The organism is Aquabacterium soli, assembly GCF_003933735.1.
Lineage (GTDB): Bacteria > Pseudomonadota > Gammaproteobacteria > Burkholderiales > Burkholderiaceae_C > Aquabacterium > Aquabacterium soli.
Window position 1 is genome coordinate 193,779 of record NZ_RSED01000005.1, and the last position, 15,724, is coordinate 209,502.

The following is a 15,724-nucleotide window of genomic DNA, read 5'->3' on the forward strand; positions in this document are numbered from 1 at the left end:
ACTCGGTACACTGGCGACCATGTCCCTGCCCGTCGCTCCCCGCCTGCTCGTTCTGGACACGGCCACCGAAACCGTGCACCTGGCGCTCACCACGCCAGGCGGGGTGCTGGCGCGTGCCGTGGAGGGGGGCGCGCGCTCGTCGGTGACCACGCTGCCAGCCCTGCAGGCCCTGGTGGCCGACGCGGGCCTGGCCTGGTCCGAGATCGATGCCGTGGGGTTCGGCCGTGGCCCGGGCGCCTTCACCGGCCTGCGCACGGCCTGCGCCGTGGCCCAGGGCCTGGCGCTGGGCCTGGGCAAGCCGGTGCTGGCGCTGGACACCTTGATGGCCGTGGCCGAAAGCGCCTGCCAAGCCAGCGCCGCCCTGGCCCGGACCCTGGCCAAGGCGCCCGACACCTTGCTGTGGGTGCTGCAGGACGCCCGCATGAGCGAGGTCTATGCCGCCGCCTACCGCCTGGATCCGGCGCAGGGCTGGGTGCAGGCCTCTGCGCCCGTGCTGTGGCCTCTGGACCACCTGCGTGCCCAGGTGCAAACCGGGGCCGTGCGTTGCGCCGCCGGCAGCGCCCTCGCGGCCTACCCGGATGCGGTGGCGGGCCTGGCCGGTGCTTCGGACGCCCAGGCCCAGCCGCGCGGCGACGCGCTGGCCGCGCTGGCCCTGGCCGCCTGGTCGCGCGGCGACACGCTGGATGCCGCCCTGGCCTTGCCGCTGTACGTGCGAGACAAGGTGGCCCAGACCACGCAGGAGCGCCGCGAGGCCGCATCGGCTCTCGCAGCGCCCGTGGCCGTCGGAGGCGTGGCGTGACACTGGACGAGCTGTTGGTGCGGCCCATGCTGCCGGACGACATCCCTGCCGTGCGAGCGCTGGAGGTGGATGCCTGCGCGCATGTCACCCACGCCTGGTCTGAGGACAACTACCGCTCCTCGCTGACCAGTGGCTACTGGATGCAGGTGGCCTGCCAGCCCGACGGGGCGGTGGTGGGTGTGTGCGTGGCCATGCTGGGCGTCGATGAGCTGCACCTGCTGAACATCGCCGTGGCGCGTCCCTGGCAGAGCCGGGGCCTGGCGCGCCACCTGCTGGCCTTGCTGATCACCCTGTGCCGCGAGCACCACCTGCAGTCGATCTGGCTGGAGGTGCGGCCGACCAACGCGCGTGCGCGGGCCCTGTATGCGCGGCAGGGCTACCTCGACGTGGGCCTGCGCAAGCAGTACTACCCGGCGGCCGATGGGCGCGAAGATGCGCTGGTGATGAAGCTGGAGGTGACGCCATGACGGCCCGCTGGTCTGAACGCCAGGTGGCGATGCTGCGCGAGATGGGTGTTCAGCACTTCTGGCCGCTGCAGCCTGAGGCCGAGGCGCCAGCCTCCGCCGCACCTCACGCCGCCCTGCCAGTGTCTGCCGTGTCTGTGTCTGTGCCTGTGCCTGTGCCTGTGCCTGTGCCTGTGCCTGTGCCTGTGCCTGCCGCTGGCGGCCTGGTGTCGGCCTCATCCGCCGTGGCACAGGCGCTGCCTGAACGGCCGGCCACGTCGGCTCCCGCGCGTCCGCCCATGGCCCCTGCGCGACCCGGTGGCGTGAACGCACCAGCGGCGCGCACGGCAACGGCTGCGCCCGTGACGCTGGGTGCCCGCCCCGCTGGCATCGAATCCATGGACTGGGCCACCTTGCGCGACACGGTGTCGGGCTGCCAGGCCTGCGGCCTGTGCAAGGGCCGGCGCCAGACCGTGTTCGGTGTGGGCCATACCCGCGCCCGCTGGATGCTGGTCGGCGAGGCGCCCGGTGAGCAGGAAGACCGCCTTGGCGAGCCCTTCGTCGGCCGGGCCGGGCAATTGCTCGACCGCATGCTCACCTCGGTGGGCCTGACCCGGGCGGAAGACGAGGCCGAGCGCCAGGTCTACATCGCCAACGTGATCAAGTGCCGCCCGCCTGGCAACCGCAACCCGCTGCCCGAAGAAGTGGCCCAGTGCGAGCCCTACCTGCTGCGCCAGCTGGCGCTGGTGCAGCCGCGCCTGATCCTGGCCATGGGGCGCTTCGCGGTTCAGTCCCTGCTCAAGTCCAGTGAGCCCATCGGTCGCCTGCGCGGCCGTGTGCATGACTACCACGGCGTGCCGCTGGTGGTCACCTACCACCCGGCCTACCTGCTGCGCAACCCGGCCGACAAGGCCCTGGCCTGGGACGACCTGTGCCTGGCCCGAGAGCTGGCCCAATCAGCCCCGTGAGCGCTCAGTCGCCGCTGAGGTAGCGCTTGCGCCAGAACAGCCAGGCCAGGCTCACGGCCACGCCCGCCATCAGCATGCAGGCGATCCAGAAGCCCGCAGCCTTGTGGATCAGCGGGATGCTGTCGAAGTTCATGCCGAAGATGCCGGTGATCAGGTTCAGCGGCAGAAAGATGGCCGTGAGCACCGTCAGCGTGCGCATGATCTCGTTGGTGCGGCTGCCCTGCGCGGAGAAGTGCATCTGCACTGCGCTCTCGGCCGAGCTTTCCAGTCGCCGCACATGGGTGAGCACGCGCTCGATGTGCTCGTGCACGTCGCGTGAGCGCACGCGCAGCACCTCGCGCTCGCGCGCGGCCACGGGGTCGGGGGGCACGGGCCACTCGTCCAGCGCGTCGATCCACTCCTGGATGGCGCTGCGCTGATCCTCGCAGGTGTCTTCCAGCAGGTGCAGGGCGTTGCGCGATTCCAGCAGGGCATGCCAGTTGATGAAGCGACTGCTGCGGCTGCCCAGCAGCTCCTGCTGCAGGTAGCCGAACTGGCGCGTGAGCAGGCGGCGCAGGTCCAGGTAGCTGTCGACCATGTGGTTGACGATGCGCAGCATCAGGTCGGCCGGGCTGGGGGGCAGGCGGCTGGCGCTGCCGCGCTGGTCAGGGCTGCTCTCGCGTCCCTGCGTCATCTGGAGCATGCGGTTGACGAAGAATTCATAGACCGCGCAGTCGGCCGGGTGCACCGTCAGCAACAGGCGCTCGAACACGGCCAGGCCCATGGGGCTGGTGTCGATGGAGGCCAGGGCCTGCCGGGCCGACGAAGCCGTGCCCGTGGATTCGTCCAAAAACATGCGCTCGGTGCGCGGCCCGGCCGCCAGGCGGCGAAACACCATCAGGTCGTACCACGAGGTGTAGTCGAACTGCGAGGGCAGCTGCGGGTTGAGCAGGTCGGCCACATGCAGATCCACCAGCGCGCCACCGGCCAGTTGCTGCAGGTGTGTCTGCACATCGACCAGGTTCACCTCGAACTCGCGGCGGCCCAGGGTCACCCACAGGAAGCCATCGGCCGGCGGCTTGTCGGGCCAGCCGGGCAGTTCCTGGAAGCGGTCGTTGATCAGGAAGAAGCGCACAACAGGGGTCCTGGACAGTCAATGACGACAGGACGACAGTGTGACGCAATCTCGGGGCGCCAGGCACCCGTGTGGATCCGCCGGGGCCAGCGGGGCGCACGAGGGCTGCGAGGGCCTCAGCGGCGGCGCAGCAGTTCGGCCGCGTGCGGCGCGAAGTAGGTCAGCACACCGTCGGCGCCGGCGCGCTTGAAGGCCAGCAGCGATTCGAGCATGGTGGCGTCGTGGTCCAGCCAGCCGTTCTGCGCGGCCGCCTTGATCATGGCGTACTCGCCGCTGACCTGGTAGGCGAAGGTGGGCACGCGGAAGGTGTCCTTCACGCGGCGCACGATGTCCAGGTAGGGCATGCCGGGCTTGACCATCACCATGTCGGCGCCCTCGGCGATGTCCATGCCCACCTCGCGCAGGGCCTCGTCGCTGTTGCCCGGGTCCATCTGGTAGACCTTCTTGTTGGCCTTGCCCAGGTTGGCACTGGAGCCCACGGCATCGCGGAAGGGCCCATAGAAAGCGCTGGCGTACTTGGCGCTGTAGGCCATGATCCGCGTGTGGATCAGGCCCTGGGCTTCCAGCGCCTGGCGCACGGCACCGATGCGCCCGTCCATCATGTCCGAGGGCGCGACGATGTCGACACCGGCCTCGGCCTGCGTGAGCGCCTGGCGCGTCAGCACGGCCACGGTCTCGTCGTTGAGGATGTAGCCGGTGTCGTCCAGCAGGCCGTCCTGGCCATGGCTGGTGTACGGGTCCAAGGCCACGTCGGTCATCACGCCCAGCTCGGGAAAGCGCTGCTTGAGTTCGCGCACGGTGTGGGGCACCAAGCCTTCGGGGTTGTGGGCCTCCTGGCCGTCGGCGGTCTTGAGGGCCGGGTCGATCACCGGGAACAGGGCCAGCACCGGAATGCCCAGGGCAACGCAGCGTTCGGCGGCTGCCCACAGGGGGCCGCGGCCCAATCGGGACACGCCCAGCATCGAGGCCACGTCCTGGGTGCCGTCGTCCTGGTCCAACACGAACACCGGGTAGATCAGGTCGGAAGAAGTGAGCGCATGCTCGCGAACAAGTGAGCGGGTGAACTCATCACGACGCAGCCGGCGAGGCCGGTGGTGCGGAAAACTCAGCGGGAATTGCATGTCGTGGAAAGGTGTTCTGGATGTGAACAATTGCAAAGAACTGCACGAAACCGGCCGAAAGTCCGCCCAGGCGGACATGGGCTCTGTGCATGGCTGGAGAACCTGTCTATAATTGATCCCGGATGATACGCCGCAAGGCTGTCATTCCCTGCTTTTCCTCCCTGAGCAGGTGCCTTACCGTGATGACAGCGTTAAGGCTTCAAAGCCCCGGCCTTATCGCCGGGGCTCTTTTTTTGCCTGAAGCGATCGCGCCGATCACAAATGATCGGGCGCCGGGCCGTAAAGCCCGTTCACAGGCCCCCATCATCGCGCCACTCATAATGGCTGCCATGCTCTGGATCAAAGCCCTGCACATCGTCTTCGTCGCGAGTTGGTTCGCCGGTCTGTTCTACCTGCCGCGGATCTTCGTCAACCTGGCCCTGGTGGCGCCCGACAGCCACGCCGAACGTGAGCGCCTGCTCGTGATGGCCCGCAAGCTCTACCGCTTCAGCGCCTTCCTGATGCTGCCGGCCCTGGCGCTGGGGCTGGCGCTGTGGCTGTACTACGGCATCGGCAAAGGTCCGGGCAATGGCTGGATGCATGCCAAGCTGCTGCTGGTGCTGGGGGCCGTGGGCTACCTGCACGTCTGCCGCCGCCTGATGCGCGATTTCGAGCAACTGGCCAACCGCCGCTCCCACCGCTGGTACCGGGTCTTCAACGAGGTTTCGGTGCTGCTGTTCACCGCCATCGTGATCCTGGTGGTGGTCAAGCCCTTCTGATCGGCGCACGGATGTCTTTGCACCGCAGCACGGCCTGGCCGCTCACCTGGGTGAGCATGGCGCTGATCGTCTATGCCACCTTGCATCCCTTGACCGGCTGGCACCCGCCGCCGCCAGGCGCGTTCAATTGGATCCTGCCCAAGCAGTCGTTCGAGCTGCCTTCGGACCTGATGGCCAACCTGCTGGGCTACATGCCCCTGGGGTGTGTGATGTGCGTGGCCCAGTTGCGCACCGACCGGCGTCCGCTGGCCGCCGCGTTGATCACCGTGGCGGCATGTTCCGCACTGTCGTATTCATTGGAGCTCACCCAGTTCACCCTGCCGGGGCGCGTGCCTTCCATTTCCGACTGGGCGCTCAATTCGCTGGGCGCGGCCTGGGGGGTGCTGGCGGCTGTCACGGCCCATGCGCTGGGCCTCGTCGACTGGTGGCATCGCTGGCGCGAGCGCCTGTTCATCCCACAGGCGGGTTGGGGGCTGGCGCTGCTGTGGGTGTGGCCGCTGGGCCTGCTGTTCCCGCCGCCCTTGCCCTTGGGCGAGGGGCAGATCTGGCCGCCGCTGAGGCTGCAGCTGGTGGAGTGGACCATGGGCACCCCGTGGGAGTCCTGGTTCCTGCCGGCGGACGATCCGCTCAGCCTGTTTGTGCCCCAGGCCTGGCACGATGCGGCCACGGCCACCGGCCCTTTGAACGGCGGGCGCGATGCGCTGATCGTGGCCCTGGGCCTGTTGGCGCCCATGGTGGTGGCCTGCGCCCTGGCGCGGCCCCGTGCCCTGCGCCTCTTGCTGCTGGCAGGGGCCGTGGGGGTGGCGCTGGTGGCCACCACGTTCGCGACCGCGCTGAACTACGGTCCCGAGCATGCCTTCACCTGGATCAGCCTGCCGACGGTCATCGGTTTGTTGCTGGGCTCGCTGGCCGGCGGGCTGCTGCTCGACAGATCTCGCCGGGTGGTGGCCTTGATCGGGCTGTGCGTGCTGGGCGGCCTGATCTGGATGATCCACCAGGTGCCCCCCGATCCCTACTACGCACAGACGCTGATGGCCTGGGAGGGCGGGCGTTTCATCCGCTTCCACGGCCTGGCGCGCTGGTTCGGTCTCCTGTGGCCGTTTGCGGCCTTTGCCTGGCTGTCCGGGCGGGCCCTGGGCCGTGCCGCCTAAAATCAGGTCATGAGCTATTACCAGCGCCACATCTTCTTCTGCCTGAACCAGCGGGTCAACGGCGAATCCAGCTGCGGCGACGTCGGCGCCAAGGAGGGCTTCGACCACTGCAAGGCGCGTGTGAAGGCGGCAGGACTGTCAGGCGCGGGCCAGGTGCGCGTCAACAAGGCGGGTTGCCTGGACCGCTGCGCCGGCGGCCCGGTGGCCGTGGTCTACCCCGAAGGCACCTGGTACACCTTCATCGACAACGCCGACATCGACGAGATCGTCGACAGCCACCTGCTCAAGGGCGAGGTGGTCGAGCGCCTGGTGCTGCCACCTTCGGTGGGCCGCTGACATGCTCGGACGCCCCGATGCCCATCTGATCGACGGCCCCGCCGGTGCCCTGGAAGTGGTGGTGGAAACGCCCGATCTGCCCGACGGCACCGCTCCTATCGGCCTGGCCGTGGTGGCCCACCCCAATCCGCAGCAGGGCGGCACGATGGACAACAAGGTGGTCCACACCCTGGTGCGCGCCTTCGTGGCCCAGGGCTGGCAGACCGTGCGTTTCAACTACCGCGGCGTGGGCGCCTCGGAGGGCGGTTGGGACGAAGGCCGCGGCGAGGTCGACGACCTGCTGGCCGTGGTGGCCCACCACCGCACCGACCCGGCCCTGCGCGATGCGCCGCTGGCCCTGTCGGGCTTCTCTTTCGGGGGCTACATCGCGGCCGAGGCCGCGCACCGCCTGTCGGCGCAAGGCCAGGCCGCCAGCCCGCTGGTGCTGGTGAGCCCGGCCACCACCAAGTTCGCCGTGCCGCAGGTGCCCGCCGAGACGCTGGTGATCGAAGGCGAACTCGACGACGTCGTGCCGCTGCCCAGCATCCTCGACTGGGCGCGCCCGCAGGGCCTGCCGGTCACGGTCGTGCCCGGGGCGGGGCATTTTTTCCATGGCCAGCTGGGCACGCTCAAGCAGATCGTGCTGCGCCATCTCAAGGCCCTGGCCGCCTGAACCTCTTCGCCCCCGGTCCGCGCAGGCCGCTTCACATTTTGTTGAACTTGCGCGCGTGCCAGGGCTCTGTTGTGATCCCGATCCCTGTCTGACCCTTAGAACATGAACATCCCCCGCTTCGACCGTCGCCAGTGCCTGGTGGCCCTGACGGCCGCTTCGCTGCTGGCCGGCCTGCCCGCGGCCGCCCAGACTCCCGCGCCCGCGGCCACCACCTTGCTGCCCTCGGTCACCGCCACGGCGGTCAACCCGGCCATGCCGCAGCCGCCCGAGATCGCGGCTCGTGCCTTCATCCTGCAGGATCTGAGCACCGGCCAGACCGTGGCCGCCCGCCAGGCCGACACCCCGGTCGAGCCCGCATCGCTCACCAAGCTGATGACGGCCTACCTGGTGTTCCAGGCCCTGCAGAGCGGCAAACTGCAGCTCACGCAGGACCTGCCCGTCTCCGAGCGCGCCTGGCGCACGGGCATGACCGGCGCCTCGCGCACCTTCATCAAGGTCAACACCCGTGTCAACGTCGATGACCTGATCAAGGGCATGATCGCCCAGAGCGGCAACGACGCCACCGTGGCGCTGGCCGAAGGCGTGGGCGGCACGGTCGAGGGCTTCGTCGACATGATGAACCGCCAGGCCCAGGCCTTTGGCCTCAAGAGCACCAGCTTCAAGAACCCCGAGGGCCTGACCGCGCCCGGCCATACCAGCACCGCCCGCGAGCTGTCGATCATCGCCGCGCGCCTGATCACCGACTTCCCGAACTCGCTGCCGTACTACTCCATGAAGGAGTTCACCTACAACGGCATCAAGCAGAACAACCGCAACCTGCTGCTGTGGCGCGACCCCACCGTCGATGGCCTCAAGACCGGCTACACCGACGCGGCCGGCTACTGCCTGATCGCCACCGCCAAGCGCCCCGTGCCCGGCGTGAGCGGCGGTTCGCGCCGGCTGCTGAGCGTGGTGGTGGGCACGGCCTCGCCCGAGGCCCGCGCCAACGAGAGCCAGAAGCTGCTGAACTGGGGCTACGGCGCCTTCGACGTCGTCAAGCTGTTCGATGCCGGCCAGGCCGTGACCACGGCGCCGGTGTGGAAGGGCGATGCGAACACCGTCAAGCTGGGCCGTGCCCAGCCCTTGGTGGTGGTGGTGCCCCGTGGCCAGGCCGGCAGCGTCAAGACCACCGTCAACCGCAACGACCCGCTGATGGCCCCCTTGACGAAGGGCCAGACCGTGGGCACGCTCAAGATCACCGTCGCCGGCCAGCCCTGGCAGGACGTGCCGCTGCAGGCCCTGGACGCCGTGCCCAGCGCCGGCTGGTTCGGCCGTGCCTGGGACGCGCTGCGCCTGGCGATCCAGTGAAAGGCCCGATGCCATGAACGAACCCGTCAACCCCGTGATCCCGCCCGAGCAGTCGCTGATCGAGTACCCCAGCGCCTTCCCCATCAAGGTGATGGGGGCGCACTCCGAGCCCTTCGTCGAGGCCGTCATCGAGATCGCCCGCGCGCATGCGCCCGATTTCGACCCGGCCACCGGCCTGGAGCGCCGCCCCAGCAGCAGCGGCAACTACATCGGCCTGACGATCACCATCACGGCCACCAGCCGCGAACAGCTGGACAACCTCTACCGCGCCCTGACCAGCCATCCGCAGGTCAAGTACGTGCTCTAGCGGCCCCAGCCTTCACTCTGCGGCGTCCTGAAAAGAGGGCGCCGCCCACCCGCATACAATCGCCTGTTGCCTCCGGACCGGGGGCAGGCATCAAATGGCCCGTGTTCAGGGCATGAAGGATTTCGTCGTGTTCATCTCCAATGCTTACGCTCAAGCCGCCGGCGCGGCCTCTTCCACCACCAGCGGCCTGATGGGCATGCTGCCCCTGGTGCTCATGTTCGTGGTGCTGTACTTCGTCATGATCCGCCCGCAGATGAAGAAGCAGAAGGAAACCCGCGCCATGCTCGACGCCCTGGCCAAGGGTGACGAGGTCGTCACGCAGGGCGGCATCATCGGCAAGATCACCAAGCTGGGCGACACCTTCGTCTCGGTGGAAATCGCCCCCAACACCGAAGTGCAGGTGCAGCGCGTCGCCGTGATCCAGGTGCTGCCCAAGGGCAGCCTGAAGTAAACCGCATCCACCTCTTGCCGCAAAGCCGATTGCCATGAACCGTTACGCCTGGTGGAAATACCTCATCATCGCGGTGGCCCTCTTCGTGGGCTTCGTGTACACGTTGCCCAACTTCTTCGGCGAGGCGCCGGCGGTGCAGTTGTCCAGCGGCAAGGCCACGGTCAAGCTCGATGCCAGCGCGGTCGGGACCGTGGAATCTGCCCTCAAGCAGGCGGGCATCACGGCTGATTTCGTCGAGTTCGACAACGGCTCGGTCAAGGCGCGCTTTCCTGACACGGACACCCAGCTCAAGGCGCGCGATGCCATCCGCCGTGCCTTCAACCCTGATCCGGCCGACGAGCATTACATCGTCGCGCTGAACCTGCTGTCGCGCTCGCCCCACTGGCTGCGCGCGCTGCACGCCCACCCCATGTACCTCGGCCTGGATCTGCGCGGTGGCGTGCACTTCCTGATGCAGGTGGACATGAAGGCGGCGCTCACGCAGAAGGTCGAGAGCCTGTCCTCCGACATCCGCACCCAGCTGCGCGACAAGGACATCCGCCACGGCGGCATCCGCCGCGAGGGCGACACCATCCAGATCCGTTTCCGTGACGAGGCGACGCGCGAGCAGGCGCTGCGCCTGGTCGGCAACCTGGCCGACCTGGCCTGGGTGCCGGGCTCGGACGCCGGCGATCTGACCCTGGTCGGCTCGCTCAAGCCCACCTCGATGCGCACCATCCAGGAGCAGGCGCTCAAGCAGAACATCACCACCCTGCACAACCGGATCAACGAACTCGGCGTGGCCGAGCCCGTGATCCAGCAGCAGGGCCTGGACCGCGTCGTGGTGCAGCTGCCCGGCGTGCAGGACACCGCCCGCGCCAAGGACATCATCGGCCGCACCGCCACGCTGGAAGTGCGCATGGTCGACGACAGCGCCGAAGCCCAGGCCGCACTGGCCGGCGGCCCCGTGCCCTTCGGCACCGAGCGCTACCTGGAGCGCGGTGGCGTGCCCATCATCGTCAAGCGCCAGGTGGTGCTGACCGGCGAGAACCTCACCGACGCCCAGCCCGGCTTCGACGAGAACCACGAAGCCGCCGTGCACCTGACGCTCGATTCGCGTGGCGCGCGCATCTTCAAGGACGTCACGCGCGAGAACATCAACAAGCGCATGGCCATCCTGCTGTTCGAAAAGGGCAAGGGCGAGGTCGTGACCGCCCCCGTGATCCGTGGCGAGATCGGCGGCGGACGCGTGCAGATCTCCGGCCGCATGAGCACCGAAGAGGCCGCCGACACCGCGCTGCTGCTGCGCGCCGGTTCGCTGGCTGCGCCGATGGAGATCATCGAAGAGCGCACCGTCGGCCCCAGCCTGGGCGCCGACAACATCAAGATGGGTTTCGACAGCCTGATGTACGGCTTCATCGCCATCTCGGTGTTCATGATCCTGTACTACATGCTGTTCGGCGTGTTCTCCACCATCGCCCTCACGGTCAACCTGTTCCTGCTGGTGGCCGTGCTGTCCATGCTGCAGGCCACGCTGACGCTGCCCGGCATCGCGGCCATCGCCCTGACCCTGGGCATGGCCATCGACTCCAACGTGCTGATCAACGAGCGGGTGCGTGAAGAGCTGCGTGCCGGTGCGGCGCCGCAATCGGCCATCAACGCCGGCTACGAGCACGCCTGGGCCACCATCCTGGACTCCAACGTCACCACCCTGATCGCCGGCCTGGCGCTGCTGGCCTTCGGTTCGGGCCCTGTGCGCGGGTTCGCCGTGGTGCACTGCCTGGGTATCCTGACCTCGATGTTCTCGGCCGTGTTCTTCTCGCGCGGGCTGGTCAACCTCTGGTATGGCCGTCAGAAAAAGCTCAAGGGCGTGGCCATCGGCCAGGTCTGGAAGCCCCAGGAATAAGAAGAGGAGCGACGCACCATGGAATTCTTCCGCATCAAGCGCGACATCCCGTTCATGCGGCATGCGCTGGTCTTCAACATCATCTCGTTCCTGACCTTCGCCGCCGCCGTCTTCTTCCTGGTCACGCGGGGGCTGCATTTCTCCATCGAATTCACGGGTGGTTCCGTGCTGGAGATGCAGTACGCCCAGAGCGCCGACCTGGCCAAGACCCGCCATGCCGTCGAAACCCTGAACTTCGGTGAAGTGCAGGTGCAGAACTTCGGCACTTCGCGCGACGTGCTGGTGCGCGTGCCCCTGCGCGAAGGCATGAAGCAGTCCGAGGTCGTGAGCAAGGTGTTCGACGCCGTCTGCAAGGCCGAGAACGGCACCGTGTCGCAACTCAAGACCGACCATGGCGACAAGCCTGTCTGCCAGGCCGGTGCCTCCGAGCCCGTGTCGCTGCAGCGCAGTGAATTCGTCGGCCCGCAGGTGGGCTCTGAGCTGGCGCGCGACGGTGCCCTGGCCTTGCTGGTGACGGTGGTCGGCATCATGGCCTACCTGGCCTTCCGCTTCGAGTGGAAGTTCGCGGTGGCCGGCGTGATCGCCAACCTGCACGACGTGGTCATCATCCTGGGCTTTTTCGCCTACTTCCAGTGGGAGTTCTCGCTGTCGGTTCTGGCGGCCATCCTGGCGGTGCTGGGCTATTCGGTGAACGAATCCGTGGTGATCTTCGACCGGATCCGCGAGGCCTTCCGCCGCTTCCGCAAGCTCAACACCTCCGAGGTGATCGACCACGCCATCACCAGCACGATGAGCCGCACCATCATCACCCACCTGTCCACGCAGATGATGGTGACGTCCATGCTGATCTTCGGTGGCCCCACGCTGCACTACTTCGCGCTGGCACTGACCATCGGCATCCTGTTCGGGATCTACTCCTCGGTGTTCGTGGCCGCGGCCCTGGCCATGTGGCTGGGCGTCAAGCGCGAAGACCTGATGAAAAACACCAAAAAAGAGACCGATCCCAACGATCCCAACGCTGGCGCCGTGGTGTAGAGTGGTTCTTCATTGAACACTTGGGGGGCACTTGCCGTGGGCTGATCCGCCCCCCGCCCGGTCTATGCCCGTTGGTTCGCCCAGGGACCTCGCTGTCCTGGCCCGCCGTACCTACCTGGAGTCCCTGCGCCAAGGCGTTGGAGACCTGGTGGCGGCATGCGTGAACGGCTCGCGCCTGCTGGCCGCCCAATCGGCCGAACCGGCCCTGTACGCCCGCCGCCGTGACCTGGTGCTGGACCTGCCGCGCCTGTCGGGCACCTGGAACGAAGCCCTGCTGAGCCACCTGGGCGAGGCCCTCGATTCGCTCAGCCACGGCCGTGCCGTGGTCACCCGCCCAGCCGGCCTGGACGACCCGACAGGGCAGTTCAGCCTGGTCGACGATGCCGTGATCGAGCTGGACATGATGGTCTCCCGCCTGGGCCAGACCATTTCTGACAAGGCCGGCTGGGAGTACACGGATTTGTGCTCGCGCCTGAGCACCCTGGAAGACCGCGACGGGGTGGCCTTGGGCCGCAGCGGCGAGGTGCTCAAGCCCGGCGCGCTGGCCCGCTGGGTGCTGGACGCCTGGATGCACGCCACCCTGAGCGTGGACCACTGGAAGACCCTGCAGAACGTGGTGCACGACGAGGTCGCGATGCTGGCCGAAGGGGCCTACCACGATGCCAACCGCGTGCTGCTGGACCATGGCGTGCGCCCCGAGATCGATCTGCGTCCCTTCATCCGCCGAGCCAAGGATGCGGGGGTGTTGCGGCCCTTGGCGCCGTCCCCTGGCGTGATGCCACCAATGGGCGCGGGCGGGCCCCCTCCGGTCCCGTCCGGCTCTGCTGGCGCGAGCCCCGGCGGCTCGGGCGCTGGGGGGCCGGGCAGCGTTGGCGTGGCTGGTGGCTCCAACGAAAGGGCGGTGGCATCAGGCCGCGGGGCGACCTCGCCTCTGACCGGCCAGACCAATCGCGTGACCGGCCCAGGCCGCTTCGCCACCGGCGCCGGCGGCACCTATGACGAAACCCGCCTGATGACGCAGACTCCCGCGCTGCGCAGCTCCGCCCACGGGCAGGCTGCGCTGGGCAAGCTGAACCAACTGGTGGCTCGCCAGGTGCCGGGCTTCGATCCCACGGCGCCGCTGAGCGACTCCCAACGCGTGCCGGTGGGCGGTGCCTTGAACCAGGCCATGGACGCGGCCCAGCAGGCCGTGCTGCGCCACGCCGACACCGCTGGCGGCATGGCGCCCGATCCCGGGGCGCTGGCGCGTGATTTCCAGGCCCGCAAGCAATCGCTCAAGCAGGCCGCCGGCAGCGACAGCGAGCGCGCCATCATCGAGATCGTGGCCCTGCTGTTCCAGAGCATCCTGACCGAAGAGCGCCTGCCCGCCACCGTGCGCGTGTGGTTCGCGCGGCTGCAGATGCCTGTGCTGCGCGTGGCCGTGGCCGAGCCCGATTTCTTCGCCACGTTGGACCACCCCGCGCGCCTGTTGATCGACCGCATGGGCGGCTGCGTGATGGGCTTTGCCGGTGCCGCCCAGGATGGCGCCAGCGACCAACTGCACAAGGAGATCAAGCGCATCGTGCAGACCATCGAGGCCTACCCCGACACCGGCCGGCGCGTCTTCCAGACGGTGCTGGTGGAGTTCGAGCGCTTCCTGGTCAATTACTTCCGCGAAGGCAACGAGGCCAGCCGCAAGGGCGTGTCGCTGGCCCAGCAGCTCGAGCAGCGCGAGGCCTATGCCATCCAGTACACCATCGAGCTGCGCAAGATGCTCGAGACCGTGCCGGTGCACGAAGGCGTGCGCGAGTTCCTGTTCAAGGTCTGGGCCGATGTGCTCGCGCAAAGTGCGGTGCAGTCCGGCACCTCGTCTGAGGACACGCGCATGCTCAAGCGCCTGGCCGGTGACCTGATCTGGTCGGCCGGCGCCAAGACCACGCGCGAAGAGCGCACCGAGGTGCTGCAACGTCTGCCCCCGTTGCTCAAGCTGCTGCGCGAAGGCATGGGCAAGGCGGGTGTGACGGTCGAGCGCCAGGATGACCATGTGCGCGACCTCAACGCCGCGCTGGCCGCGGCCTTTGCCGCCAAGTCGGCGGCCATCTCCAGCGAGCGCCTGGCCGAGATCACCGGCAAGCTCGAAGCGCTCGACGAGATCCTGCCTGAACTGGGCGATGTCGAACTCGATGCCGACACTTTGCGCGATCTGTCTGGGTACGAAAGCGCCGATCTGGAGGTGGTGGCCGAGGGCGGCACCATGCCCACGCCGGCCATGCTGGCCTGGGCGGCCGAGCTCAAGCTGGGCGCCTGGTTCCAGCTCGATTACCGCAGCCGTCAGGAGGCCGTGCAACTGGCCTGGCGCGGCCTGCAGAAGCAGCTCGCCCTGTTCGTCACGCCACAGGGGCGGGGTGTGCTGTTCCAGTCGCACCGCCTGGGCGCTTTCCTGCAGGCCGGCCTGCTGGTGCCGATGGAAGACGAATCGCTCACCGTGCGCGCCACGCGTGATGCGCTGGCCAAGCTGGACGCCGATCCGCGCCGACTGCTGAACTGAACACTGGCGGTGGGCCGGGACGGGCCAAGTACAATGGCATCATCCCTTGGGGAGTAGCCTGCGCCGGCCTTCGTGGTCAGGCGCCCGTGCATCAACAGACTTGGCCCGCGTCCCCCGCGGCCATGGTGCACGGGGCAGCAGCTTGGCGAGACCTTGGGCATGGCTCGCGGCTCATGGGTTGGGCGGCGTGGCCTTGCCCTTGTGTGACTCGGCCTTTGCCCGCCGCTCCGCCCAGCCCACTTGAAGCTGTATGTTCGATGCTCTGTGGGTGTCCACCACCGCCGTGACCCTGGCGGAAATGGGAGACAAGACGCAACTCCTGGCCCTGATGCTGGCCGCACGCTGGCGCAAGCCCTGGTCCATCGTGGCCGGGATCGCCGTGGCCACCGTGGTGAACCACGCCTTGGCCGGCGCGCTGGGTGCCTGGCTCACCCAATGGCTGGTGCCGGATGCGCTGCGCTGGATCGTGGGCGGCTCCTTCCTGGTCGTGGCGGCCTGGATGCTGATCCCCGACAAGCTCGATGACGACGAGATCAAGCTGCCGCCCGGCGGCGTGTTCATCGCCACCGTGGTGGCCTTCTTCCTGGCCGAGATGGGCGACAAGACCCAGGTGGCCACCGTCGTGCTGGCAGCGCGCTTCGATTCGCTGTGGCAGGTGGTGGCCGGCACCACGGCTGGCATGCTGCTGGCCAATGCGCCGGTGGTGTTCATGGGCGACAAGCTCACGCGCCAGCTGCCGCTGGTGTGGATCAACCGCGGCGCGGCGGTGGTGTTCGCGCTGCTGGGCGTGGTGACGCTGATGTGGTGATGTCGATGTGGCTGTAAGCGCT

Annotated in this window: 16 protein-coding genes and 1 riboswitch; of the genes, 14 read left to right on the forward strand and 2 right to left on the reverse strand. The window is 68.2% G+C overall.

Going from position 1 to position 15,724, the window contains the following annotated elements; genetic code table 11:
* Window positions 1-19: 19 nt before the first annotated feature.
* The 3 genes from tsaB to EIP75_RS08045 are packed head-to-tail and all read left to right on the forward strand — an operon-like array spanning window position 20 to window position 2,210.
* Window positions 20-799: a tRNA (adenosine(37)-N6)-threonylcarbamoyltransferase complex dimerization subunit type 1 TsaB gene (gene tsaB, locus EIP75_RS08035; RefSeq protein ID WP_125242731.1), complete on the forward strand. Its 780-nt coding sequence runs from the start codon at window positions 20-22 to the stop codon at window positions 797-799.
* Window positions 796-1,266, forward strand: coding sequence for a ribosomal protein S18-alanine N-acetyltransferase (gene rimI / locus EIP75_RS08040; protein WP_125242732.1), 471 nt, complete (start codon window positions 796-798; stop codon window positions 1,264-1,266). The genes tsaB and rimI overlap by 4 nt, the downstream gene beginning before the upstream one ends.
* Entirely contained in the window at window positions 1,263-2,210 is a 948-nt protein-coding gene (locus tag EIP75_RS08045) for a uracil-DNA glycosylase (protein ID WP_233584745.1), read from the forward strand. The genes rimI and EIP75_RS08045 overlap by 4 nt, the downstream gene beginning before the upstream one ends.
* A 4-nt stretch (window positions 2,211-2,214) precedes the next feature.
* On the opposite strand, the gene EIP75_RS08050 is transcribed toward EIP75_RS08045, so the two are convergent.
* Together EIP75_RS08050 and hemB are read right to left on the reverse strand one after the other, a co-directional pair.
* A complete protein-coding gene (locus EIP75_RS08050; protein ID WP_125242733.1) occupies window positions 2,215-3,324 on the reverse strand; it encodes a magnesium transporter CorA family protein in 1,110 nt (369 codons plus the stop codon).
* A gap of 116 nt (window positions 3,325-3,440) precedes the next feature.
* On the reverse strand, window positions 3,441-4,445 hold the full coding sequence (gene hemB, locus EIP75_RS08055) for a porphobilinogen synthase (RefSeq protein WP_125242734.1): 1,005 nt from the start codon (window positions 4,443-4,445) through the stop codon (window positions 3,441-3,443).
* A gap of 329 nt (window positions 4,446-4,774) precedes the next feature.
* Between hemB and EIP75_RS08060 the strand changes: the two genes are divergently transcribed.
* From EIP75_RS08060 to EIP75_RS08110, 11 genes are all read left to right on the forward strand, one after another.
* Entirely contained in the window at window positions 4,775-5,203 is a 429-nt protein-coding gene (locus tag EIP75_RS08060; protein WP_125242735.1) for a CopD family protein, read from the forward strand.
* Between the two features lie 11 nt (window positions 5,204-5,214).
* Window positions 5,215-6,354 (forward strand): VanZ family protein, encoded by a 1,140-nt coding sequence (locus EIP75_RS08065; protein WP_125242736.1) that lies wholly within the window; start codon window positions 5,215-5,217, stop codon window positions 6,352-6,354.
* Between the two features lie 9 nt (window positions 6,355-6,363).
* On the forward strand, window positions 6,364-6,690 hold the full coding sequence (locus EIP75_RS08070) for a (2Fe-2S) ferredoxin domain-containing protein (protein ID WP_125242737.1): 327 nt from the start codon (window positions 6,364-6,366) through the stop codon (window positions 6,688-6,690).
* Window position 6,691: 1 nt separating this feature from the next.
* Window positions 6,692-7,342, forward strand: coding sequence for an alpha/beta hydrolase (locus EIP75_RS08075; protein ID WP_125242738.1), 651 nt, complete (start codon window positions 6,692-6,694; stop codon window positions 7,340-7,342).
* Between the two features lie 102 nt (window positions 7,343-7,444).
* Window positions 7,445-8,689, forward strand: a complete 1,245-nt coding sequence (locus tag EIP75_RS08080) for a D-alanyl-D-alanine carboxypeptidase family protein (protein WP_125242739.1) — start codon at window positions 7,445-7,447, stop codon at window positions 8,687-8,689.
* A 13-nt stretch (window positions 8,690-8,702) separates the two neighbouring features.
* Window positions 8,703-8,996, forward strand: a complete 294-nt coding sequence (locus EIP75_RS08085) for a YbeD family protein (RefSeq protein WP_125242740.1) — start codon at window positions 8,703-8,705, stop codon at window positions 8,994-8,996.
* A gap of 94 nt (window positions 8,997-9,090) precedes the next feature.
* The gene (yajC, locus tag EIP75_RS08090) at window positions 9,091-9,447 is read left to right on the forward strand and encodes a preprotein translocase subunit YajC (RefSeq protein WP_233584746.1); all 357 of its coding nucleotides are present in this window, start codon (window positions 9,091-9,093) and stop codon (window positions 9,445-9,447) included.
* Window positions 9,448-9,481: 34 nt separating this feature from the next.
* The gene (gene secD / locus EIP75_RS08095; protein WP_125242741.1) at window positions 9,482-11,332 is read left to right on the forward strand and encodes a protein translocase subunit SecD; all 1,851 of its coding nucleotides are present in this window, start codon (window positions 9,482-9,484) and stop codon (window positions 11,330-11,332) included.
* An 18-nt stretch (window positions 11,333-11,350) separates the two neighbouring features.
* Window positions 11,351-12,367 (forward strand): protein translocase subunit SecF, encoded by a 1,017-nt coding sequence (gene secF, locus EIP75_RS08100; RefSeq protein WP_125242742.1) that lies wholly within the window; start codon window positions 11,351-11,353, stop codon window positions 12,365-12,367.
* A 64-nt stretch (window positions 12,368-12,431) separates the two neighbouring features.
* Window positions 12,432-14,894 carry a DUF1631 family protein gene (locus tag EIP75_RS08105; RefSeq protein ID WP_125242743.1) on the forward strand — a complete coding sequence of 821 codons (2,463 nt, stop codon included), beginning with the start codon at window positions 12,432-12,434 and terminating at the stop codon, window positions 14,892-14,894.
* Window positions 14,895-14,919: 25 nt separating this feature from the next.
* A riboswitch (yybP-ykoY riboswitch) is annotated at window positions 14,920-15,114 on the forward strand.
* Window positions 15,115-15,144: 30 nt separating this feature from the next.
* Window positions 15,145-15,702, forward strand: a complete 558-nt coding sequence (locus tag EIP75_RS08110; RefSeq protein WP_125242744.1) for a TMEM165/GDT1 family protein — start codon at window positions 15,145-15,147, stop codon at window positions 15,700-15,702.
* The last annotated feature ends 22 nt before the right edge of the window (window positions 15,703-15,724 follow it).